The 22,194-nt window shown below is 54.0% G+C and carries 21 protein-coding genes; 11 read left to right on the plus strand and 10 right to left on the minus strand.

Annotation, left to right across the window (positions count from 1 at the left end):
- Nucleotides 1-64: 64 nt before the first annotated feature.
- Nucleotides 65-1,357: an NlpC/P60 family protein gene (locus JYE50_RS09105; RefSeq protein ID WP_084095225.1), complete on the minus strand. Its 1,293-nt coding sequence runs from the start codon at nt 1,355-1,357 to the stop codon at nt 65-67.
- A gap of 201 nt (nt 1,358-1,558) precedes the next feature.
- Here JYE50_RS09105 and JYE50_RS09110 point away from each other — a divergent pair, with 201 nt between their 5' ends.
- From JYE50_RS09110 to JYE50_RS09130, 5 genes are all read left to right on the plus strand, one after another.
- The gene (locus tag JYE50_RS09110; protein WP_283399172.1) at nt 1,559-2,047 is read left to right on the plus strand and encodes an RNA polymerase sigma factor; all 489 of its coding nucleotides are present in this window, start codon (nt 1,559-1,561) and stop codon (nt 2,045-2,047) included.
- Nucleotides 2,040-2,777: a zf-HC2 domain-containing protein gene (locus tag JYE50_RS09115; protein ID WP_143763569.1), complete on the plus strand. Its 738-nt coding sequence runs from the start codon at nt 2,040-2,042 to the stop codon at nt 2,775-2,777. Before JYE50_RS09110 ends, JYE50_RS09115 begins: the two co-directional genes overlap by 8 nt.
- Nucleotides 2,778-2,782: 5 nt before the next feature.
- On the plus strand, nt 2,783-3,775 hold the full coding sequence (locus tag JYE50_RS09120; RefSeq protein WP_084095227.1) for a DUF4097 family beta strand repeat-containing protein: 993 nt from the start codon (nt 2,783-2,785) through the stop codon (nt 3,773-3,775).
- A 378-nt stretch (nt 3,776-4,153) separates the two neighbouring features.
- Nucleotides 4,154-4,546, plus strand: coding sequence for a pyridoxamine 5'-phosphate oxidase family protein (locus JYE50_RS09125; RefSeq protein ID WP_084095228.1), 393 nt, complete (start codon nt 4,154-4,156; stop codon nt 4,544-4,546).
- A gap of 145 nt (nt 4,547-4,691) precedes the next feature.
- Entirely contained in the window at nt 4,692-5,381 is a 690-nt protein-coding gene (locus tag JYE50_RS09130; protein ID WP_084095229.1) for an SH3 domain-containing protein, read from the plus strand.
- Nucleotides 5,382-5,439: 58 nt separating this feature from the next.
- Here the strand turns inward: JYE50_RS09130 and JYE50_RS09135 are convergent, their stop codons facing one another.
- The 7 genes from JYE50_RS09135 to JYE50_RS09165 all read right to left on the minus strand — a co-directional run bounded on the left by JYE50_RS09135 (nt 5,440) and on the right by JYE50_RS09165 (nt 14,565).
- On the minus strand, nt 5,440-6,525 hold the full coding sequence (locus JYE50_RS09135; protein ID WP_179138265.1) for an alpha/beta hydrolase-fold protein: 1,086 nt from the start codon (nt 6,523-6,525) through the stop codon (nt 5,440-5,442).
- Between the two features lie 338 nt (nt 6,526-6,863).
- Nucleotides 6,864-7,865 (minus strand): helix-turn-helix domain-containing protein, encoded by a 1,002-nt coding sequence (locus JYE50_RS09140; RefSeq protein WP_084095231.1) that lies wholly within the window; start codon nt 7,863-7,865, stop codon nt 6,864-6,866.
- Nucleotides 7,865-9,235: an MATE family efflux transporter gene (locus JYE50_RS09145; RefSeq protein WP_084095232.1), complete on the minus strand. Its 1,371-nt coding sequence runs from the start codon at nt 9,233-9,235 to the stop codon at nt 7,865-7,867. Before JYE50_RS09145 ends, JYE50_RS09140 begins: the two co-directional genes overlap by 1 nt.
- 114 nt (nt 9,236-9,349) lie before the next feature.
- Entirely contained in the window at nt 9,350-10,096 is a 747-nt protein-coding gene (gene gpmA / locus JYE50_RS09150) for a 2,3-diphosphoglycerate-dependent phosphoglycerate mutase (protein WP_084095589.1), read from the minus strand.
- A 242-nt stretch (nt 10,097-10,338) separates the two neighbouring features.
- Nucleotides 10,339-12,063 (minus strand): ABC transporter ATP-binding protein, encoded by a 1,725-nt coding sequence (locus tag JYE50_RS09155; RefSeq protein WP_084095233.1) that lies wholly within the window; start codon nt 12,061-12,063, stop codon nt 10,339-10,341.
- Between the two features lie 4 nt (nt 12,064-12,067).
- Complete coding sequence (locus JYE50_RS09160) at nt 12,068-13,801, minus strand: ABC transporter ATP-binding protein (protein WP_084095234.1); 1,734 nt, start codon at nt 13,799-13,801, stop codon at nt 12,068-12,070.
- 146 nt (nt 13,802-13,947) lie between these two features.
- Nucleotides 13,948-14,565: a TetR family transcriptional regulator gene (locus JYE50_RS09165; RefSeq protein ID WP_084095235.1), complete on the minus strand. Its 618-nt coding sequence runs from the start codon at nt 14,563-14,565 to the stop codon at nt 13,948-13,950.
- A 234-nt stretch (nt 14,566-14,799) separates the two neighbouring features.
- Here JYE50_RS09165 and JYE50_RS09170 point away from each other — a divergent pair, with 234 nt between their 5' ends.
- The 6 genes from JYE50_RS09170 (at nt 14,800) to sufU (ending at nt 20,838) form a co-directional block, all read left to right on the plus strand.
- Nucleotides 14,800-15,423, plus strand: a complete 624-nt coding sequence (locus JYE50_RS09170) for a class I SAM-dependent methyltransferase (RefSeq protein WP_084095236.1) — start codon at nt 14,800-14,802, stop codon at nt 15,421-15,423.
- A 562-nt stretch (nt 15,424-15,985) separates the two neighbouring features.
- On the plus strand, nt 15,986-16,741 hold the full coding sequence (gene sufC / locus JYE50_RS09175; RefSeq protein WP_084095238.1) for a Fe-S cluster assembly ATPase SufC: 756 nt from the start codon (nt 15,986-15,988) through the stop codon (nt 16,739-16,741).
- Nucleotides 16,734-18,149 carry a Fe-S cluster assembly protein SufB gene (sufB, locus tag JYE50_RS09180; protein ID WP_084095239.1) on the plus strand — a complete coding sequence of 472 codons (1,416 nt, stop codon included), beginning with the start codon at nt 16,734-16,736 and terminating at the stop codon, nt 18,147-18,149. The genes sufC and sufB overlap by 8 nt, the downstream gene beginning before the upstream one ends.
- 15 nt (nt 18,150-18,164) lie before the next feature.
- A complete protein-coding gene (locus JYE50_RS09185; RefSeq protein ID WP_084095240.1) occupies nt 18,165-19,187 on the plus strand; it encodes a SufB/SufD family protein in 1,023 nt (340 codons plus the stop codon).
- Nucleotides 19,184-20,413: an aminotransferase class V-fold PLP-dependent enzyme gene (locus JYE50_RS09190; RefSeq protein WP_084095241.1), complete on the plus strand. Its 1,230-nt coding sequence runs from the start codon at nt 19,184-19,186 to the stop codon at nt 20,411-20,413. Before JYE50_RS09185 ends, JYE50_RS09190 begins: the two co-directional genes overlap by 4 nt.
- A gap of 2 nt (nt 20,414-20,415) precedes the next feature.
- Nucleotides 20,416-20,838, plus strand: a complete 423-nt coding sequence (gene sufU / locus JYE50_RS09195) for a Fe-S cluster assembly sulfur transfer protein SufU (protein ID WP_084095242.1) — start codon at nt 20,416-20,418, stop codon at nt 20,836-20,838.
- Between the two features lie 78 nt (nt 20,839-20,916).
- Here the strand turns inward: sufU and JYE50_RS09200 are convergent, their stop codons facing one another.
- A complete protein-coding gene (locus JYE50_RS09200) occupies nt 20,917-21,537 on the minus strand; it encodes a DUF6796 family protein (RefSeq protein ID WP_084095243.1) in 621 nt (206 codons plus the stop codon).
- 148 nt (nt 21,538-21,685) lie between these two features.
- On the minus strand, nt 21,686-22,183 hold the full coding sequence (locus JYE50_RS09205; protein ID WP_084095244.1) for a hypothetical protein: 498 nt from the start codon (nt 22,181-22,183) through the stop codon (nt 21,686-21,688).
- Between the last annotated feature and the right edge of the window lie 11 nt (nt 22,184-22,194).

Raw genomic sequence — 22,194 nt, forward strand, 5'->3', positions numbered from 1 at the left:
CCGCTGTGCAGCCTCCTTTTCCCGGTCTGTTCGCGCAGGCCGGGTTTTTATTTCCGGAAGGCTTTTATTTCTCCGGCCCGTACCAGGCCATGTCGGTGCAGTCATCCAGCGGGAAAACCAGCAGGGGCTGGTTGTCGATCATATACCAGCCGAAATGCTTTCCCCAGGAAGTGTCTGTGCTGTGGGGCGCGTCCTGGTTTGTTTCCATGATCACGGATACCGTCACACCGCCGTCCGGAGGCAGGGTGTTCTTATATCCCATTTCTTCGATATATTTCTGGTAGCGCTCATAATAGAACGGACTGCCGCCGCAGTGGATCACCAGCGGGGCATCCAGCAGGTTTACCGCCTCTCCCGCGTCTCTTTCCGTCCAGCCGAACTGCCGGAGCGTTCCCAGGTACATCATAATATGGAAGGTCCCGTGCTTCACGGCGATCAGGTCACCTGGCTTCAGGAAAGCGGGCCAGCGCATGGGATCATTATTCTTCAGCAGGCTGCTGCCGATGCCGTAGAACAGCAGGTCCGAAATGGACGGATGCCGTTCCAGGCCGCATTTTTCATATACCAGGTGGGTCATTCCCACGCAGTCCAGTCCGCACAGGTACATATGATCTTCCCGGTAATAGCGGGTAGTGGTGCTCGGGAAAAACCGTCTGAGGAATTTGTCCTCGCTGCCGCCGGCATAGTAGTACGGAACGCCGTTCGGCAGGCTGACGTCCATCAGGCTGCACGCGGTTTCATCATAGTGATCCACAAAGGTGTTTCCGGCCTCCAGCATGGACAGGCTGGCTTCATACAGCATGTTATAGCTCACCTTGTCCCACGGGGAATCCGACAGCTTTGCCGATGTGGTAAAGGTCAGCTGCAGGGACACGGAATCCTGCTGGATCCGCATCCCCCAGGGATGCTGTTTGTACACCGGCGTCAGCTTCATTTCCGTCTTCCGGTCCTTCAGCCACGTGGATACCACCGAGGTGACGTCCCACAGGTTCCGTCCCGTCCGCACCGCCTGGGGAACCGCGATCGTTTTGCCGCAGATCAGGGTATAGTACAGTTCCTCTCCTGAAAAACTACTCACGGAAAACCGGAGTGCCGCGCCGACTACTTCAAAATCCGGCAATTTTGTCAGTTCGTCCAGCGTCCAGGTTTCTCCATCATCGGTCTCAATGCTCACCGCGGGTTCCAGAGTGACTGTCTTCTGGTTTCCTTTTTTGTCTGTTCCCACAAAGCCGTCTCCGCCGCACTTCAGCACGATCGTATGCGGGCCGTCTGCCAGCGCCGCGCCGGCCAGCAGAAGCAGGATAACCAGCAGCACCGGAAAGCAGAAGCGGCGGAAAGCGGCATGAAGACGTTCCATGATACGGGCTCCTTTCGAAAAAGAAAAAACAGTTTCATTTATCATACCATACAGCGCCCTGAACGCAAACTGTTTCCTGCTTCTGGACACCGTGCGGAACAAGCGGTAAAATCGGATGACAATTTTTTTATATTTTTTTGTAACGAAATCCGGATTTGTCCGTCAAACCTATGTATAAACCCGGGAAGGAGGTGATGATGTGTGAACAGTGAAACCTGTGAGCGGCTTTATAACACATACTACATGCGGGTATTCTCCTATATTATGACGATGGCCGGCGACCGGCATACCGCCGAGGAGATCACCCAGGAAGCGTTCTTCAAAGCCTTCTCCAAGTCTTCCTCCTTCCGGAATGAATCGGACGAAGTCACCTGGCTGTGCGCCATCGCGAAGAACTGCTTCGTGGATGAGACGCGCCGCAGGAGCAAAACCACTTCGATCCCGGAAGAGCTTCCCGCCGCGGGAAAGAGCATTGAGCAACAGATCACGGATAAGGATTCCTCCTTTCGGATTCATACCGCGCTCCACGCCCTGGACGAACCCTACCGGGAAGTCTTCGAGCTTCGGGTCTTCGGTGAACTGTCCTTCAGCCAGATTGGTACCATCTTCGGCAAGACAGAAAACTGGGCCCGGGTCACATATCATCGCGCCAAACTGAAACTAATGGAAAGGATGGATGAACATGAATAAAGAGTGCGAAGTGATCCGCGATCTGCTTCCGCTGTACGCTGATGACGTCTGCAGCGAAAGAAGCCGTGAGCTCATCGAGGAGCATCTTCACAATTGTCCGGAGTGCTCTGCCGTCCTGGAAAAACTCCGGAAAAATGAAATAGAAAACAATCTGAGAGAGGAGAAAGATCAAGTGATTGAATATCAGGCAAAACGTTTCAAGCGCCGCAGCGCCACCGTCGGTTCCGTGGTCTCCGGCCTGTTTATGGTTCCGATCCTTATCTGCTTCATCGTCAACATGGCCACCGGCAGCTCATTGAGCTGGTTCTACCTGGTGCTCGGCGGCCTGGCCATTGTTGCTTCCTGGACCCTGGTCCCCATCATGGTACCGAGAAACAAGCTCTTCTGGTCCTTCTGTGCTTTCGTTCTCAGTATCCTGTTCACCCTGGCAGTCGCCTGCTTCTATTCCCATGGCAACTGGTTCTACCTGGCAGCCTCCGCGTTCCTGTTTGCTTCCGCGTTGATCGGTCTGCCCTTTGCGCTCCGAGCCGAACCTGTGCGCGCCTTTATCGGCGGCTTTAACCGCTGGATCATCGTCGGTGCCGTGGATCTGATCCTGTTTGCCAATATGATGAATATGATCACCCTGTATTCCAAGAGCATCTTTACAACCATTTCCATGGGCGCGCTGTGCATCGGCGGTGCCTGGCTGCTGTATTCCGCGATTAAATCCGATAAAAGCGAGGAGTAATATCCATGAATAAGTCTAAACTCACAACCGGTGCCCTGCTCGTTGTCCTGCTTCTGCTTGCCGGCGGCTGTTTCCTGATCTTCGGGGACAGCCTCGGCCTGGCAGCCTACGCCAATGCGGATAAATATACTGTCGGCGATGCCGACATTTCCTCCGCCGTGGAAAACCTGGAGATCGACTGGATCTCCGGCAAAGTCAATATTCAATACCATGCCGGTTCCGGCATCAGCCTGTCCGAAACCGCCAACAGGAACGTCTCCGAGGATGAGAAATTCCGCTGGTGGCTGGATGGTAAAACCCTGCGAATCCAATTTGCCGCACCAAAGCTGTTCTCTTTCAACAACCTGCAGAAAACCCTGACCGTATCCCTGCCCGAGGGTATTGTCTTCAAAAGCGTCAATATCGAAACAACTTCCGGCGATATAAGCGTCCCGGCCATGACCGCGGATGAGCTTCGGTTTGATACCACTTCCGGTGATGTGAATGCTGTCATTACCGCGAAGAACCTGAACGCCTCCTCCACCTCCGGTGATATGGAGATCCTGCAGGACAGTGATATCCGCAGTGCGATTCTCGGTTCCACCTCCGGCAACATCACCCTCAGCGCCGTCTCCGCAGAAAACATTGACATGAAATCCACTTCCGGCAACCTTAGCCTCACCCTTTCCGGGGATGTGAAAAAACTACACCTGGATTCCACCTCCGGCGCTATTCTTGCGGACCTGGCGTCCGCAGACAAGGCGGAGTTCGATTCCACAAGCGGCAATATGAACGTGACCCTGCAGTCCTTCAGTGACCTGGATCTGGACGCCACCTCCGGAGACATCACCCTGAAGCTGCCCAAGGCCCCGGGCTTCACCCTGGATCTTGATTCCAGGCCCAGCCATCTCAACAGCGCCCTGGCCCTGGAAAAGAATGGCAGCAAATACACCTATGGCGACGGCAGCGCCTGTCTCCGGATCGAAACCACCTCCGGTAACATCCGGATTGAGGAATAATCCATAATTGTTTTATCTGTCACGTTCCGAGCAAAAACCATCCAGTCTGGCGGAATGTGACAACAGGGACAGACCAACTGTCACGTTCCTTTGGAATGATGACAGTTTGGTCTGTCCCTTTGTCACGTTCCTACATCCGAAGGACGAATAATTCTGCATTCTGAATTCTGCATTATCTTCGCTTTAGCGATGACCTGTCACATTCCTGCTCTCCTCAGCCTCCACTGTCCAGCCCATTTCATTCAGAAGAAACCCTTTCCATCCGGAAAGGGTTTTCTCCGCCATTATGAATTATGAATTGTTAATTCAATTATTCATTGCCTTTCCCCTCTGCCCCACGCTATAATACAAATACACCAAAAAAGGAGGTTCTGTTCCATGAATGAAGTATACGAATTCCTGAAAAAGTGCGGCACCTATTACCTGGCGACCGTCGAAGGCGATCAGCCCCGCGTCCGCCCCTTCGGCACCGTGGCTGTCTTCGAGGGAAAGCTTTATATCCAGACCGGCAAAATCAAGCCCGTTTCCAAACAGCTGCAGGCCAATCCGAAAGCTGAAATCTGCGCCTTTGCGGACGGCACCTGGCTGCGCGTCGCCGGCAAGCTGATCCGGGATGACCGGATCGAAGCGAAGAAGTACATGCTGGACCAGTATCCTTCCCTGCAGGCCATGTATTCCGCAGAGGATGACAACACGGAAGTCCTGTATTTCGAGGACGCCGCTGCCACCTTCTCCTCCTTCACCGCAGCTCCCCGCACCGTAACCTTCTGATTCCGTTTTTTCCAGGTTTTTCATGGTCGTGTAGCCCTCAAGCCCTTATCCTACAACATGTGGCGGTTGACAGAAGTCACCGCCGCATTTTAAAATAGAGGATGAGCCTGTACATCATGAATATATCGAATTGGAGACGGTGAACATGAAATCGCTTCTGTTCCGTACGTGTCTTATCCTGGCTGTCCTGCTGATCGCCGCGGCTGTCCTGCCTGCCTCCGCCGATTCGATGGACTATACCCTTCCCGATCCCGCAAGCTGCAGCTATCCCTGGTGGGAGATCAACCCGCCGGTGGTTACGAAAACGCGTGTCGTTGTCCGCCAGGCTGAAACCCTGGTGGAATCTACCCCCGCGGAAGGCTGGTGCTACACCGCCATCAAGAAGGTCAATGTCCGTTCCCAGCCCAGCATCTACGCTACCCGGGTAACTTCCATCCGCTCTGCGGGAACAGAGTTCTTTGTAACCGCCCGGGTCAAAAACAGCTCCGGAGAGATCTGGTACGCTGTCCAGCTGGCTAACGGCACCCTGGGCTATATCCGTTCCGACCTGCTCAATACGGATCACGTCATTCTCCTGGGCGATCCCTATGCCTATGAAGCGGATGTCAGCACCCGCACCGCTGCCGCTTCCGAATCGGCATCTGAAGCGATCAATATCGCTTCACCGGCAGCTGTTCCCGCTCCGACTCCGCAGGTCATCTACATCGTAACCGAGCCCTCGGACCAGCCGACTCCTACCCCGATCGTGGTTTATATGACGCCCGAACCGCCAGCTGCGTATCCCGAAAACACACCCCAGGTAATCTACGTTAACCCCGGCAGGGATGACGGCTGAACCAAACGAAACAAAAAGGCGCGAAACCAAATTGGTTTCGCGTCTTTTGATGTAGTCCTTATTTGAAGATCCTGGGCAGGAAGGAACGGATGCAGCGGCGCCACACCGTCCAGTCATGTCCGCCGGGGAAGGTTTCCCGGGTGATATTCAGCTGCTTGCCTTCCAGGTAGGCGTCATCCTTGTCAAAGGCTTCCCAGTAGGTATCCTCCGTACCCATAGCACGGTAAAATACCTTAAAGCTCTCGTTGAACTTATCCGCCTCATGCAGCAGCTTCATATGGGGCATTTCCTCATCCGGATTCCAGGGAGCCCGGAGGAAGCCGCTGAACAGTCCGGCATAGCCGAACAGGTCCGGATTTGTCAGCGTCGTCACGCTGGTATGGAAGCTGCCCATGCTCAGGCCGGCCATAGCCCGGTGCCATTTGTCCGTCAGCACCTTATAGTTCTTTTCGATGTAGGGGATCAGATCCTTCACCACGATATTCGGGAACAGGGCAAAATCCCGGGGCTGGCTTTCGTCTTTGGGCTTGGCCATGCCGTTACCCATGACGATGATCATTTCTTCCATCTTTCCTTCCGCCAGCAGCCTGTCGGCGATGCGGCCCGCGTGACCCTGGTAGATCCAGCCGGTCTCATTCTCGCCGTAGCCGTGCTGCAGGTACAGCACCGGATAGGCCTTCGCCGGATCATAGGCCGGCGGCGTCCACACCAGGCAGATCTCCGTCTTTCCGGTCACAGTGGAGTAGAAATACCGGCGGGTCACCGCGCCGTGCTCCACACCCTCCAGGTCGTCCCAGCCTTCCATGTCGGCCACGGGCACGTCCACAAAGTTCATCGGACGGCAGCAGCCGTATCCGATCGGCATATAGGGGCACAGAACGTCCGCGCCATCCACTTTCAGGAAGAAATACAGGAAACCGGTTCCCATATCAAAAGTGCCTTCCCAGGCACCGTCTTCCACCGGGGAAAGCGGGAAAATGGTTCCGAACCGGTCAATCACGACCTCTTTCGCGTCCTTCGCGATTACCCTGAAGTGCACCTTTCCGTCCGGCAGGACCTCCGCCCCCTGAATGCCGTCCCGGCCGGGTTCACCGAAATACGGATCGAATGAAACCGTTACGTCCAGCGGCCATTTCTGCTGCATAAAATATCCCTCCTGGTTCTTTTCTGTTGACTCTCCTGCTGTCCGAAAAAGCACGTACAGCAATGCGTTGAGTCTACTGTAGCCGAACCGTCTCATTTTGTCAAATTTGCAATATTTGTCCCTTTGTACAGCAAATTATAGTCCTTCACGCATCTGTTTCAGCCACCGTCACATTCGCCTTTGGCCATAATACATTCACCAGGCGTATTATCAGCAAATATCACATTCGCCTTTGGCGAATAATTCATATCACCGCAGGCGATCATTCATATTGAGCCGTTTGCGGCTCAATAATTCATATGGCTGAAGGCATTCCGCCTTCAGCCATAATTCATTTTTCATTCAGAACACATCTGTTCTGAATGAAAACTATTCCTTTTCCACTCTCCCGGGTTCATTCCGGTCACTTTCCGGAATACCGATGCAAACTTGCTTGCGTTGGTATAGCCGCAGAGTCCCGCCGCTTCGGTCACGGTCAGGTCATCCCGGAGGAGAAGGTTCCGGGCTTCCTGCATGCGTACCTGGGTCCGGTACTCATAAATGGTCATTCCGTACACCTGCCGGAATACCTGTTGCAGAGTGGTGCGGTTCAGCTTTACCCTTGCCGACAGGGTTTCGACAGAATAGTCAGCGCTCAGATTTTCTCCCAGCAGCTTACGGGCTTCATGCACCTTGCGGGCGGTGTCGCCGCTGAAATACCTTTGTCCGGTCATCCGGCCGTCCCTGGCATCCAGCAGGGCGACAATCGCCTGCAGCGTCATCAGTTTCCGGTGATACTCCCCATATTTTTCCGGTACCTGCATCAGCCCTGTAAAGATGTTTGCCAGCAGATCGTTTGCGGGAAAACTGACGCATGATTCAGAATGCTCTATTTCAGCAAACAGTGTTTCCCTGTCAAAATCCCGGGTGTTGAAAAAGCGGTTCAGGGTGTCTGCCAGGTCATCCAGGAAAACCACGATGCTGATGCAGCACATGCCTCCCTTTCCGATGCGGCATGACCGGGCGCCGACGCGGCTGTTGAACAGCATCACATCGCCCTTGTCGGCACTGGCAAAGCGCCTGTTTTCCATCTCAAAATCGGCATGTCCTTCCACCATGTACATCAGTTCCAGACTCCGGACAAGCTTTTTCATTTCCTGGAACACCGGCGTATAAGCTTCGATTTCTGAATAAATCAGTTCCACACCCCTGGCTACATGATGGCAGCGCATAATACCTTCACCCATGTCGCTCTTCAGGCGGCAGGTTCTCTCGGTATCTTTCCGGCTGATCAGAGCCATGTACCGGGTAAACAGCTCATCGGAACCGCTTCCGTTCACGTCCCGTTTATCCATATTCATCAGGCTAACGATCTTTCTTCCTTTCGGATATTCCTGAACGCTTTGATCAGCAGAACAATGCCGATCAGCAGCACTGTAAGGTCAGTAAACATCTGCGCGTAGAACACGCCCTGCACCGGAACCGCAAACACGGTAGGCAGCAGCACCACCAGGGGCAGGAACAGCAGCACCTGACGCAGCAGCGCCATGGCGGAAGCCGCGCCGGCCTTGCCGATTGCCTGGAAGAAGGTGATGGCCAGGATCAGCACACCGTAGCAGATATAGGTGGAGAAAAGCACCCGCAGCATCGGCGCGCCCTGGGCACAGATCGCTTCATCCGTAATGAACATGCCCAGCATGCCCTTAGGCGCCAGCATGATCGGCAGGTAGAACACCAGTGCCAGTACCGTCGCCGCAACCATAAACACCTTCGTGAAGGACCGCACCCGGTCAAACTGCTTCGCGCCGTAGTTGGTGCCGATGGCCGGCTGGAAACCCTGGCTGATGCCCCACAGCGGGATGAACGCAAAGGACTGCAGGCTCAGGCACGCGCCTAACACGGTCTGCCAGCTTCCGCCGCCCCACCGTTCCACCGTGTTGTACATGATGGTCTGCTGTACCATGGTCATCACCTGCATCAGCATGGCGGAAACGCCCACACCGAGCACCGGTCCAACCAGGTTGCCGTGAATCTTAATCTTGTGGATTTTAACGTTTTCACTTTTTTTCCGGAAGTACCACAGGGTGAAACAGGCCTGCAGCACCTGGGAAATCACGGTTGCCCATGCGGCGCCCAGCACGCCGTTTTCCTTTCCCATCAGGGAGATGAGCAGCGGATCCAGCGCGATGTTCAGCAGGGCGCCCGCCGCCATAATGCCCATGGCAGTCTTCAGCTTGCCTTCGCCGCGCATCACCATGTTGGCGGATTGAGCAAAGTTCACAAACAGGGAACCGATGAACACAACCTTCAGATATCTTTCGGCCTGGGTCAGGATCTCACCCTTCGCTCCGGAAAGGGAGAGCAGCCCGGTGGTGAAGATCTCGCCCACCGCCGTAATAATCAGGGACAGCAGTACGACCAGGGCGATCAGGTTGCCCATGATCTGGTTGATGGTTCCCTGGTCCTTCCGGCCGACAGCCCGGGACAGCACGGAGGCGGATCCTGTACCGATCAGGGTGGCGATACCGCTGTTCATCAGCGTAAAGGGATAGGAGACTTTCACAGCCGTCATGGCTTCCGGTCCCACCATCCGTCCAACAAACACCGCGTCCATGAAGTTGTACAGGCCAATGACCACCATACCGAGAATCGCCGGAACGCTCAGCGACAGCATGGTTTTAAAGACATTGCCGTTCAGTAGTTGTGACCTGGAATCCTGTTTGTCCGCCATAAGTTTTCTACTTCCTTTCTCTGTTAGCTTTGGCTAACTGTAGGAAGTATAATGAACCCGGGTTCGTCCGTCCACTCCGTTTTGCAGCGAATGCTCCGTTCTGCAATTCAGTCTTTACTGCTGTTTCTTTCCCTGGTTGGCTACCGCTTCCATCCTGGCCTTCAGGGCTTCCTGGTCACCCAGGTAATAGGATCGCAGCACCTTGAAATCATCGTCAAATTCGTACACCAGCGGCGTGCCTGTGGGAATGTTGACTCCGACAATCTCCTCGTCGGAAATATGATCGAAGTATTTCACCAGTGCCCGCAGGCTGTTGCCGTGAGCAGCGATGATCACCCTTTTCCCCGCCTGCATATCGGGTTTAATCACTTCATTGAAATACGGCACCACACGTTCAATTGTGGTCTCCAGGCTTTCGTTTGCGGGAAGCAGTGCCTTGTCCACATTGCGGTACATCGGCTGTTTCAGCGCGGACCGCTCGTCGTCTGCCTCCAGGGCCGGGGGCTTGATGCTGAAGGAGCGCCGCCAGATCTTTACCTGCTCCTCGCCGTACTTCTCTGCTGTTTCAGATTTGTTCAGTCCCTGCAGTGCGCCGTAGTGGCGCTCGTTCAGCTTCCAGCTTTTGTTCACCGGCAGCCATGCCCGGTCCATCTCGTCCAGGATATGATACAGGGTATGAATCGCCCGTTTAAGGTAGGACGTATAGCACACGTCAAAATCGTATCCCTCCTCTTTCAGCAGACGCCCCGCGCTTTTTGCTTCCTCATGGCCCTTTTCACTCAGGTCCACATCTGTCCAGCCTGTAAAAAGATTCAGTTTGTTCCATTCGCTCTCTCCGTGCCGGACCAGCACCAGTTTCATCATATGAATATCCCCTTTCATTTATTAGGTTTAACTAACTATACGCTGAAGAAAACGGGATGCCCAATCCCGTAGGCACCCCGTCTCTTTGGAGGTAAATCGTGGTATATCATTCAGGATGGCTTAGCCTGACTGATATCGTCCCAAATGGTTAGCTTTATCTAACCACCGACATAATACCAGATCCCGGATCGTTCGTCAACAGGAAAATTCATTCTTTCTGTTTTTTTCGTTTCGGCGGATTACGAGGCCTGCAGCGTGACCATACGGGCATACACTCCCTGCCTGCTTATCAGGTTTTCATGATCACCCTTTTCAACAATCTTTCCGTCCGATATCACCAGGATCTGATCTGCGTCCCGGATCGTCTTCAGCCGGTGGGCGATCACCAGCAGCGTCTTGTTCCGGCAGAGTTCGGAAATTGCTTCCTGGATCGCCCGCTCATTATCCGCGTCCACGCTGGCCGTTGCCTCATCCAGGATGACGATGGGGGCATCCTTCAGGATGCACCGGGCAATGGAGATCCGCTGTTTTTCACCGCCGGAAAGAGACGCGCCGCCTTCTCCGATCACGGTATCAAACCCGTCCGGCAGCTGCATGATAAAGTCATAGCATCTCGCCTTCCGCGCTGCCTCTTCCACTTCCTCCCGGGTCGCGTCCGGACGGCCGATGGCAATATTGTTGTAAACCGTATCCTGGAACAGGTATACCCGCTGGAACACCATGCTGATCTGGTCCATCAGTCTCCCCAGGGGTACCTTCCGGATGTCTTTGCCATTCACGCGGATCTGTCCGCTTCCCACATCCCAGAACCGTGCCAGCAGCGAGGCGATCGTGGATTTTCCGCTGCCGGACGGACCGACCAGTGCCGTCATTTCTCCCGGCTTTACGGTAAACGATACGCCCTTCAGCACATCCTTGCCGGTATAGCCGAAACTGACGCCGTCATATTCAATGGCAGCCGTTTTTCCGTCTGCCTCTGCGAACATTTCCCTGCCTTCATCCTTCATTTCTTCCGCATCAAACACTTCTTCAATCCGGTCCAGGCTGGCGGATGTCACGGTCAGCCTGGCCATCTGGCTGTAATAACTCTTCACGGCCGCAAACAGGTCATAAAGGAACAGCGCCATACCCACCATATAGGTATCCGGGATCATTCCCCTGGCAAAAAGGAAGCCGGACAGCGCCAGCATCAGGGCTGTTCCGATGCCGAAGGTCAGATACAGCGCCCTGGCCCAGGGGCCGTAGGCAACTTCAAACGCAATGCTTTCCCTGCAGCTTTTCCCGAATTCATCCGACAGCTTTTTCGACTTTTCCCCCAGCAGGTTATAGGATTTGATGATGCCGATTCCTTCCGCAAAATCAAGCACTTCTTCCGTCAGGGACTCACTTCCCTCCTGCTTGATCACGGAGTGTTTCAGCGAAGTTTTCATCATCAGGTTACCCACGATCATGAACGCGGCCACAACCGCCAGCGACAGCAGGCCGAGCCAGGTATTCATTGCAAACATGGAAACCGTCATCAGTCCCTGGGCAATGATAAAAGACGCGAGTTCGGACAGCACGCCCATACAGTTTTCCTCAATAAAAACCATATCCGTGCCCAGCACCGAGCTGATCTTGCCGATATTGCCCTCCGTGAAATAGCCCATAGGCAGCTTCCGCAGGTGATCGCCCAGTTTCATCCGCAGATCGGCAAAGACCATATATCCCGTCGCTGACTGCAGCACATTGCTGACATGTTCAAAAGCCGCTGCCAGGATCACACTGGCCACGATTGCGATGCCAAAGTACAGGCATTTCTGCGCGTCCATCTGCCCCTGCATGAAAAGACTGATGACAAAAAAGCTCAGGAACAGAGGAGCCTTCAGCATAATGCCCTTCAGGAAAGCCGGTATATAAGACAGCCGTATCCTGGTTTTATACTTTCCGGTAATTCTGACTATTCTGCGCAGTATTTTCAGCATGGTCTCAGGCCTCCTTGATCTTCCAGGCGCTCGCGCTGACGGAGGCATCCCAGAACTTTTTATATTCAGCACAGCCGGACAAGAGCTTTTCATGCGTATCTGCCGCAATGCAGTTTCCGTCCTTCATCACGCAGATCCGGTCCGCGTTCTGAACCGTTGACAGCCTGTGCGCGATCACCAGCACCGTCTTGTTCCGGACAATTTCGTCAATCGCCTGATTCAGCTTCTCTTCGTTCTCCGGATCCATAAAGGCCGTAGCCTCATCCAGCACAATGATCGGCGCGTCCTTCAGGATCGCGCGGGCCAGGGAGATCCGCTGCCGTTCGCCGCCGGAAAGCTGCTTTCCGCCGTCCCCTGCCTGCGTTTCGATACCCTGGGGCAGCCGCTGCAGGAATTCGTCACACTGTGCCTTGTGCGCTGCCTCCAGCACCTGTTCCCGGGTCGCGTCCGGTTTGCCTATCAGGATGTTTTCATACAGGGTGGTGTTGAACAGGAACTGTTCCTGTGATACGTAGGCGATCTGGTTGTTCAGCGCGTCCAGGGACATCTCCGTGATATCCTGTCCGCCGATCCGGATTTTTCCGCTGTCCAGGTCGTAATAGTGCACCAGCAGCTTCGCCAGGGTCGATTTGCCGCTGCCGGATTCCCCGACAAGCGCCGTCGTTGTGCCCTGCTTCAGAGACAGGCTGACACCGTGCAGCACCTCCGCGTCCTCATAGCTGAACCGCACGTTCTCAAAGGAGATATCCCGGTTTTTTCCTGTGAATCCGGCTGTACCTTCCTTCACCGGAGGATGATCCATCAGCTTCTCCAGTTCCGATATCTTGTATTCCAGCTGCGGGATTTTCCCTCCGAAGCTCATTGCCTTCAGGAGAGACGGACCCACGGCGAAGGACATGCAGAGCACCAGCACCAGCTTGTCCAGCGCGATGGTTCCCGACAGCACCATCAACGCGCCCACAGGAAGGATCAGCAGGGCCAGGCAGGGCAGGACGCTGGAATAGGCAGCCATCCACGGCCAGCAAACCTTGTACCACGCAATCGTGAAGTCCCGGTAGTTGCGGACCACATCACCGAATTTGCGGTAGGATTCCCCGTCCTTGTTGAATACCTTCACAACCTCCATGCCGTTTACATACTCAACAATCGTGTTGTTCATCCTGGCTGCGGATTCGTAGTAGGCGTTCATTTTGGACATGCCGGCCTTCATCATCATGCTCATGGCGATCACGCCCACAATCAGCGGAACCAGGGACAAAAGTCCCAGCTGCCAGCTGACAACGAACATCAGCACGATGATCACCGCCGGAATGCAGAGATTGGCAATTCCTTCCGGAATCGCGTGCGCCAGCAGCAGCTCAATCTGGTCGATATCGTCCGTAAAAATCTTTTTGATCCTTCCGGTGCCAAGTCCCTGGATGTTGCCCAGCGGCTGTTTTTCCAGTTTCCCCTGCAGGGAAACGCGCAGGTTTTTCAGTGTGTTATAGGCGCTCATATGGGAAAATGTCAGACCCTGTACATAAAGATAGGAGAACAGGATTTCACACACCGCCACCCCGGCCACCCGGATCAGGATATAGGCCAGGTCAATCTGTTCTCCCCTGGTGAGCGGCGCAATAATCTGATAAAGGAAATAGTACGGAATCACATGGGCCACAATCCCCAGCGACATCAGCACGGCCGCCCAGACTGTATATTTCCTGTATTCGCCGATATACGCAGAAACCTTTTTAAACATTTACTCCTCCTGTTCGCCCGCGGTGCTGCTGCACCTGGGACGTTTTCCGTCGTTGGATTCCCCGTTTCGCTTTTGCCTGCCTTTTTCGCCTCCATGCATTAGTCATATCTAACTCCGCATCTTGATTTAAGCCGTCTTCCGACGGCTTATTTTTTCAGCAGGATAGCCCCCGCCCAGTCAAAGCACCGGCACAGCACCCGGCAGTGCTCTTGTATCTCCTGCCAGGTCATCCCGTGAATAAAGGGTTCATACACCGCCATCCAGAAGGAGGAGCAAAGCATATGCATTTCGGTTTCGGAGATTTCCGCTTCCGCCAGTCCCCTTTTCTTCGTTTCCCGGTAATACTGCATATAGGCTTCTGTCATCCGGAGGGCAAAGTCATGCCCATAGTTTTCATAGACTGTCCCTGCGGCTTTTTCCAGCAGCAGGACAAACCCTTCCCGGATGTCCCACAGCATCCTGAACATCTCCAGGATAGACTCCTCGTTCATGATCCAGGTCGTGCGCACCTCTTCATCCGTCATCCGGGCGAAATCGATTCCCCGACGCAGGGCAATAAAGCCGTCCAGCATATCCGCCGTTTCCTGTACCACCGCGCGGAAGAGTTCTTCCTTGCCCCTGTAGCGCTTATATACAGCGCCTGTGGTCACGCCTGCGTTCTCGCAGATGGTTTTTAATTCAGCCTTTAAAAAACCGTGCTCCATGAACTCTCTCCGGGCGCTCTCCAGCAGCCTGGGATCAATGCTTGTATCCCGTACCGACATTCACATCCCCCACTGATAATTCGTTTACTGATAATCCGGTTATCGGTGATATTTTTATCACGTTTCCGTTCTGTTGTCAACCCGTATTATTATATATGTCTAATATTGATCATAATCAGTATAATAACTGTATTTTCATATATTTTCTTACATATTGATATTGGAAAACGCGAAATATATACTATAATTGTTAGCTGATATTAACCTCAGATGTAAGAAGGAAGGATGCGTTTCATGGGATTGTTTAAAAGCTTTGTAAGCCAGACAAGAAAACCGGAAGGGTTTCTGGGAAAAATGATGCTGAAAAGCATGAACTCAGGACACGCCGTCATGGCGGACTGGGGGCTTTCGCACCTGCCGTCCGTTTCCCCTTCCCTCGTCGCGGATCTGGGATGCGGCGCCGGCCGGAATGCCGGCGAGCTGCTGCGCCGTTATCCGCAGGCTGCCGTAACGGCTGTTGATTACTCTGAATTGTCCGTCGCCAAAGCGAAAGAATATAACCGGGCGATGATCATCTCCGGCCGCTGCACCGTAAGGCAGGGGGACGTTTCCGCCCTGGATCTGCCCGCGGACAGCTTCGATCTGGTCACCGCCTTTGAAACAGTCTATTTCTGGCCGGGGCTGGAAAAGTGTTTTGCGCAGGTTCACAACATCCTGAAAAACGGCGGGCGTTTCCTGATTTGCAACGAGTCGGACGGCACGGACGCCGCGGGCACAAAATTCGCGAAAATCATTGACGGGATGCGGACATATACACCTGAAGAGCTTGTCAGCGCCCTGCATGCCGCCGGTTTCTCCAGGGCGGAGAGCTTTCACCATCCCGGGAAGCCCTGGATCGCTGTGATCGCAGAAAAATAAAAACGGGGCAGGCACTGCCCGCCCCTTCATCGTCCCGGATTCTGCCGGAAGCTGTATGTTTTTCCTGATGGAGATCATATTCAGGAACCAGGGATTTCTTACCGCCGCCGTCCGCGCGGCGTTTTTTATTTCCTGGTATTCTTCATCCTGCGCTTCCGTCTTCCTTTCACGCGTCAGAACAGCGTCCGGAGTCCGGACATCCGGCATTGAAAGCATGGATTCTGTACCGCCTCCGGTACACATCCGGTTCATCGAGTCATCTCCTTTTCTGTGTTTGTCAGTATGTTCTTTTTGTCCGGCAATACTGCTCCCGCATGTTTTTGGCTAATTTCAGGCAAACAGCAACCCTCGGATCAAAGAAAATCAACACTCTCACATCTCTCAGGCATCCGGTGTTTTTCCGCGTTACATATTCTATAAGTAGTTTTGTCTTTTCCGTTTGTTTTTTGGAGCTGCAAGATATTGACCGGTTCGCTATCACCTATTGATTTGATAGGCAATTCAGTGTAGCATCTGTCCCGTGCACAGTAAAAAATCCCTGAAATGACGAAAGGATGATACGATGCAGGATAATTGTTTACTCGAAATAAAAGGCCTCAGTGCGACTGTCGGCGAGGAGGAAACACAAATATTGGACAACGTGGATCTTACAGTCCGCCAGGGTGAAATACACGTCATCATGGGGCCGAATGGAGCCGGAAAGTCCACGCTCGGTTTTGCCGTCATGGGAAACCCGGCCTACACAGTCTCCTCAGGACGTATCTTTTTTGACGGTGTGGATATTACCGATATGGCCGCGGACAAGCGCGCCAGACAAAGAATTTTCCTCACCTTCCAGAACCCGATTGAAATCCCGGGAATCTCCATGCGGAACTTCCTGCGGAATTCAATCCAGGAAATCACCGGGGAACATGTAAGCTTCACCGCCTTTAACAAGGAACTTGAAGCAGCCATGGAACTGATTCATATGAATCCCGCCTACGCCGACCGTGATATCAACGTCGGTTTCTCAGGCGGAGAAAAGAAAAAAGCGGAAATCCTTCAGCTGCTGATGCTGAAGCCCCGGCTCGCGATCCTGGATGAAACGGATTCAGGCCTGGACGTGGATGCTGTCAGGACCGTATCCTCCGGCATTCGCGCCTATATGGAATCCTGCGGCGGCACGCTGATCATCATTACCCATAACGCGGCGATCACTGAGTCCCTGGATGTAAACAGGACGCACGTCCTGGTGCATGGCAGGATCGTCTTCACCGGCGACGGCGATCTCACAGATGAAATCAATAAAAACGGATTTGAGGGATACACATATGGCTGACGGAAAAATCATAATTCCGGAGATAGATCACTCCCGGTACGATTTCAGGTATGATGAATCCTCTCCGGATTATTACCGGGAAAAGGACGGTTTTACAGAAGATATCGTCCGCAGGATTTCCGATGAAAAAGGCGATCCTGACTGGATGAGGCTCTTCAGGCTGAAATGTCTTGATCTGTACAACAAAATGGACATGCCCTGCTGGGGGCCGCCCATCAATGAACTTGATATGGACCGGATCGCCTCCTATGTCAGGCATAAATCAGAAATGAAGAGCAGCTGGAATGATGTCCCGGCTGATATCAAGGAAACCTTTGAGCGGCTTGGCATCCCGCAGGCCGAGCGCCTGTCCCTGGCCGGCGTTGGCGCCCAGTATGATTCCGAAATTGTCTACCACCACCTCAGGGAAGAGGTTGCGAAATCCGGCGTAATCTACACCGACATCGAAACCGCGATCCGTACGGGCTATGAGGACGTCGTCCGGGAACACTTTATGAAGCTTGTTCCCCCCACGGACCATAAATACGCGGCGCTTCACGGTGCGGTTTGGTCAGGCGGCTCGTTTGTTTATGTCCCCCCGGGAGTAAAAGTGGATATTCCGCTCCAGTCCTATTTCCGGCTGAACGCCGCAGGCGCCGGCCAGTTTGAACATACCATCATCATTGTGGATGAAGGAGCTGATCTCCACTTTATCGAAGGCTGCTCCGCCCCCAAGTATTATGTTGCCAACCTTCACGCAGGGTGTGTTGAACTTTACGTCCGCAAAAATGCCAGGCTTCGTTATTCCACTATTGAGAACTGGTCCCGGAACATGTTCAACCTGAACACAAAAAGGGCGCTTGTGGAGGACGGCGGAACGATCGAGTGGGTATCGGGTTCCTTCGGCTCCCGCGTATCATATCTGTATCCGATGACAATCCTCCAGGGGGATAATTCCCGGATGACCTATAACGGAATCACTTTCTCCGGTGAAGGCCAGAATCTGGATACCGGCTGCAAGGTCGTCCATGTCGGGAAGCACACCTCCTCCGTCATCACCTCGAAGTCGATCTCCAAGAGCGGCGGTATCGGAACCTTCCGGAGTGCCGTCACGATCGAAAAACAGGCGAAAAGCGCGAAATGCTCTGTGTCCTGTGACTCCCTGATGCTCGATTCCGTATCGCGGGCCGACACCATCCCCGCTATGGATATCAGGGCTTATGACGCTGACGTCGGACATGAAGCGAAGATCGGGCGGATCAGCGATGAATCCGTTTTTTATCTGATGAGCAGGGGCTTGTCTGAGGAGGATGCGAAAACCCTGATCGTAAGCGGCTTCGCTGATTCCGTGTCCCGGGATCTGCCGCTGGAATACGCCGTTGAAATGAACAACCTCATCAAAATAGAGATGAGCGGACATAAGGCCTGAGGAGGCATTCCGAATATGAATGAAATGATCACAATCAATCCCTCGCCGGCGCTGACTTTTGCGAAACTGAAAATGAACGGAGACCGGATCTTTCTGAATACAGGCATTCTGAAAAAACAGAACGTGATCGTCACAGTTACCGGCAGGCATTCCCGCAGCGATACACTTTATGATGAACCGATCCCGGCCGGTGCCGGCGGCGAAGACCTGGATCGTATTCTTTCCTTCGACCGGCGGGTCCTGACCGCGGAAGGCGATATTCATGTGAATAACGTCTTTATCGGTCCGGGATCCTGCGGCATGATCGTCAGGATTGCCCGGGGAACAAGCGCAAGAATTGTCGAGATCACGAGGGGCGGCGGAGATTATTCCGCGATCAGAAGCACCCTGTACCTGCTGGAGGAAGGTGCTTCCCTCACCCTGGTCCAGATCCAGCAGTTGGACAAGCGCACCCTTTATATCGACGACCTGCGCGCCAGGCTGGCTGAAAACGCGCAGCTGAAGATCACACGGCTTGATCTGGGCAGCGCCGTTTCCTATCAGTCCTCCAAAGTCCTGCTGGAGGGGAAAAGCGCGGACTATGCTGCCCACGGCAATTTCCTCCTCAATGGGGATCAGCGCCTGGATATCAATATGATTGCCGAACATATCGCACCGAATACGGTCAGCGATATGCGTTCCGACGGCGTACTGCTGGACCGTGCTTCAAAGATTTTCCGGGGATCGCTGGATTTTAAGAGCGGCTGTAAAGGTGCGAAAGGATCGGAAAACGAAGATGTCATGCTGCTCTCCGACGGGGCGGATAACCAGTCCATGCCGATCATCCTTTGCGGTGAGGAAGACGTGGAAGGAAACCACGGTGCCACCGTGGGCAGGGTATCGGACGACGCCCTGTATTATCTGGCGAGCAGGGGTTTTGACGAGGAAAAAGCCTATAAAATGATCGTCCGCTCCAGGATGAACGCTACCATAGCCTGTGTCCCCGATGCAGATCTGCGTGATGAGCTGGAGAAAACCGTTGATGAGGTGCTTGCATGACTGTACATGATATCCGGCATAACATCTCGTTTTTTCGCCAGGAAAGGCCGCCGGTCTACTTCGACAATTCGGCGACAACCCAGCAGCCGGATGAGGTCATAAGGGCTGTCATCAATTTCAGCCGGTATACCAACGCCAATCCCTTTCGCGGCCTGTATGACCTCTCCGGCGAAGCAACGGCTGTCTATGAAGCCGCCAGGAAAAAGGTGGCGGCTTTCCTGAATATTTCCGATCCCCGCCAGATCGTATTCACGCGCAACACCACGGAGTCAATCAACCTTGTGGCGGAGTGTATTTTAAGGACAAACCATTCCCGGTTCCGGATTGACCCCGGCGACCGGATTGTCGTCACGGTCTCCGAACATCACAGCAATCTCCTTCCCTGGCAGCGCCTGGCCCGGATCACCGGTGCGCGTCTTGTTTTCATGGAGCCGGACAGCACCGGCCTGATCACGGATGCGGAAATCGAATCCAGGATCACAGATCGTACAAAGCTGGTCGCCGCAGCCCACGTCAGCAATGTATGGGGACGTGTCAACCCCATCGATAAAATCATCCTCAGAGCAAGATCCGTCGGAGCCCTGACGGTCATAGACGGCGCGCAGGCTGTCGCGCACATGAAAGTGGACGTCCGGAACACAGGCTGTGATTTCTATGCCTTTTCAGGGCATAAAATGCTGGGGCCCATGGGCATAGGCGTCCTTTTCGGCCGGGCCGACCTGCTGGAACAGCTGGATCCCTTCCTTTCCGGCGGAGAAATGATTGAATATGTAACACGGGAAAGCGCCACCTATGCTCCGATTCCGCACAAATTCGAGGCAGGCACCGTCAATGCGGCCGGAGCCGCAGGCCTGGCCGCCGCCTGTGACTATATCGATAAAATCGGTTTTGACTATATCAAAAGCCAGGTGAATACCCTCACTGCGGAAGTCATGAACGGCATGCGTGAAATGGAAGGCATCACGGTTTACGGCTCGCGGAATCCGTCCGAGCACAACGGAATTGTCTCTTTCAGCATCGCAGGCTGTCATCCGCATGACGTAGCCTCCATCCTTAACGAAGATCATATATGTGTAAGGGCTGGGCATCACTGTGCCCAGCCCCTCATGCAGTTTCTGGGAATCGGCTCCTGTGTGCGCTGTTCCCTGTATGCCTATAATACGCATCGGGAAGTCAGCCGGTTCATTGACTGCCTGTCGCGCGTCCGGAAAGTAATGGGGTATTGAAAATGGATCTGAAAAACCTGTATCGGGAGATTGTGAACGATCACAATCTTCATCCTGCCCACAAGTATGAAATGGAAAATCCCGATATTGTCCTGCGCGGCGTCAATCCGACCTGCGGCGACGATATCACCCTGATGCTGAAGATCATGGACGATACGGTCACGGAAGGATCTTTCACCGGAAGCAGCTGCGCCATTTCGACAGCTTCTGCGGATATGATGCTGGATAATGTGATCGGACTGAAAACGGATCAGGCGCGGAACCTGATCCGGAAATTCTTTGGGATGATCGACGGAGACATTACTGATGACCGGGAGCTGGAGGCGCTTAATGACGCAGCCTGCCTGAAGGATATTGCCCGCATGCCTGCCCGGGTAAAGTGCGCCTTGCTTGGCTGGAGCACCCTGAAGGATATTCTGGGCTGACCGGGCAGGTCCGGGTAAGGTACAGAGCCACGCCAGTACAGCCGGCGTTGTGCGCATGGCGGACTTCCCTGCCCGGTTTCAGATCAGGAACAGCAGGCTGATGAACATGATTGCCCCGGCCCAGTTTCCGGCTCCGCCAATCCTTGTCGGAAACAGCACAAGCATAATCGGCAGGATGTTGATCACGCATGCCCAGCGGGGCAGCGGCGTCCATCCGCTGACAACCGGCACAAACAGAGACACGCCGAAGATCAGGAATCCGAGATAGCAGACGATCATGGTGACAGATGTCTTTTTGAAAAACTCCGTGATCAGCTGCCTGGCTTCCTCTGTCCTGCCCATCTTTACATACAGCCACTCCGGCACACCGCAGAACACATGGTGCGCCATACCAAAGGTCAGCACCATGACCGTGCTGATCAGCATCAGCGTCGCGCAGGTTTCCGAGCAGGCGCGCATCCAGTCTGCCAGCGCCAGATAGCCGAAGGCAAAAAGAAACATTGCCAGGCAGCCAAGCAGCATGGACAGCAACGGGTTTCGAAGCGGCATGTTCCGGAACGCGGCGGACAGCCTGTCATTATCCTTCATGTCCTCAATGCGGAACCGTCCGCCGGGCATGTAAGTCAGCAGGCAGTCGCACGCGCCGCACAGCAGATGTCCGGCGGCAGCGATCAGAAACATGATTTTCATCGTGTTCATTTTCCCATCCTCCTCATAACAGAATATCCGTCCCCCAGCCGTGATTCATAAGCAGCGTCTTTTGCTTCGATATCCCGGCAATGCCGGGAAGACAATGCTTTACGGTATACTCTGCCGGTTTTCCGGATGTTTTTTTCCATCAGCGCTTTTACCTCCCGATGATCAGCGTAATCCACGCCGTCAGCGCGCACACAAACGGGAACGCAATCAAACGGATTATCTGGTTTTTTGTGTTGAAGCTGCGGTCATCCCAGCTTTTGCAGTCCTTGGTCTCCGGGTAGAATTTCACATAATACTTCTTCGTAATCACGATGTACTGGTCCTGCACCAGAATATCGAACAGCTTGTAGCCGTACATAAACAGCATGTACCGCCCAAACTGCAGCCAGAACCCGTATCCGCGCCGGATACCGTCCGCGCCGAGAAAAAAGACAACCCCTGCGAATCCCGCCACTGCCAGGGCTGTAAGCAGGTAACCGATCATCAGTCTGCCGAAAGACGGATCAGGATGCCCCTTTGCCGCCTCCCGGATGTCCTGCGGCAGGAAACCCATGAGAATCTTTGTGGCTGCGAAATGCGGGATGATAAGAATCAACGCCAGCGAAAGAAGGCAAACAGCCGCCAGGGCGGCCAGCGTTGTGATCATGCGGCAGACCT

It is taken from the genome of Aristaeella lactis, from assembly GCF_018118585.1.
Taxonomy (GTDB): Bacteria; Bacillota; Clostridia; order Christensenellales; family Aristaeellaceae; genus Aristaeella; species Aristaeella lactis.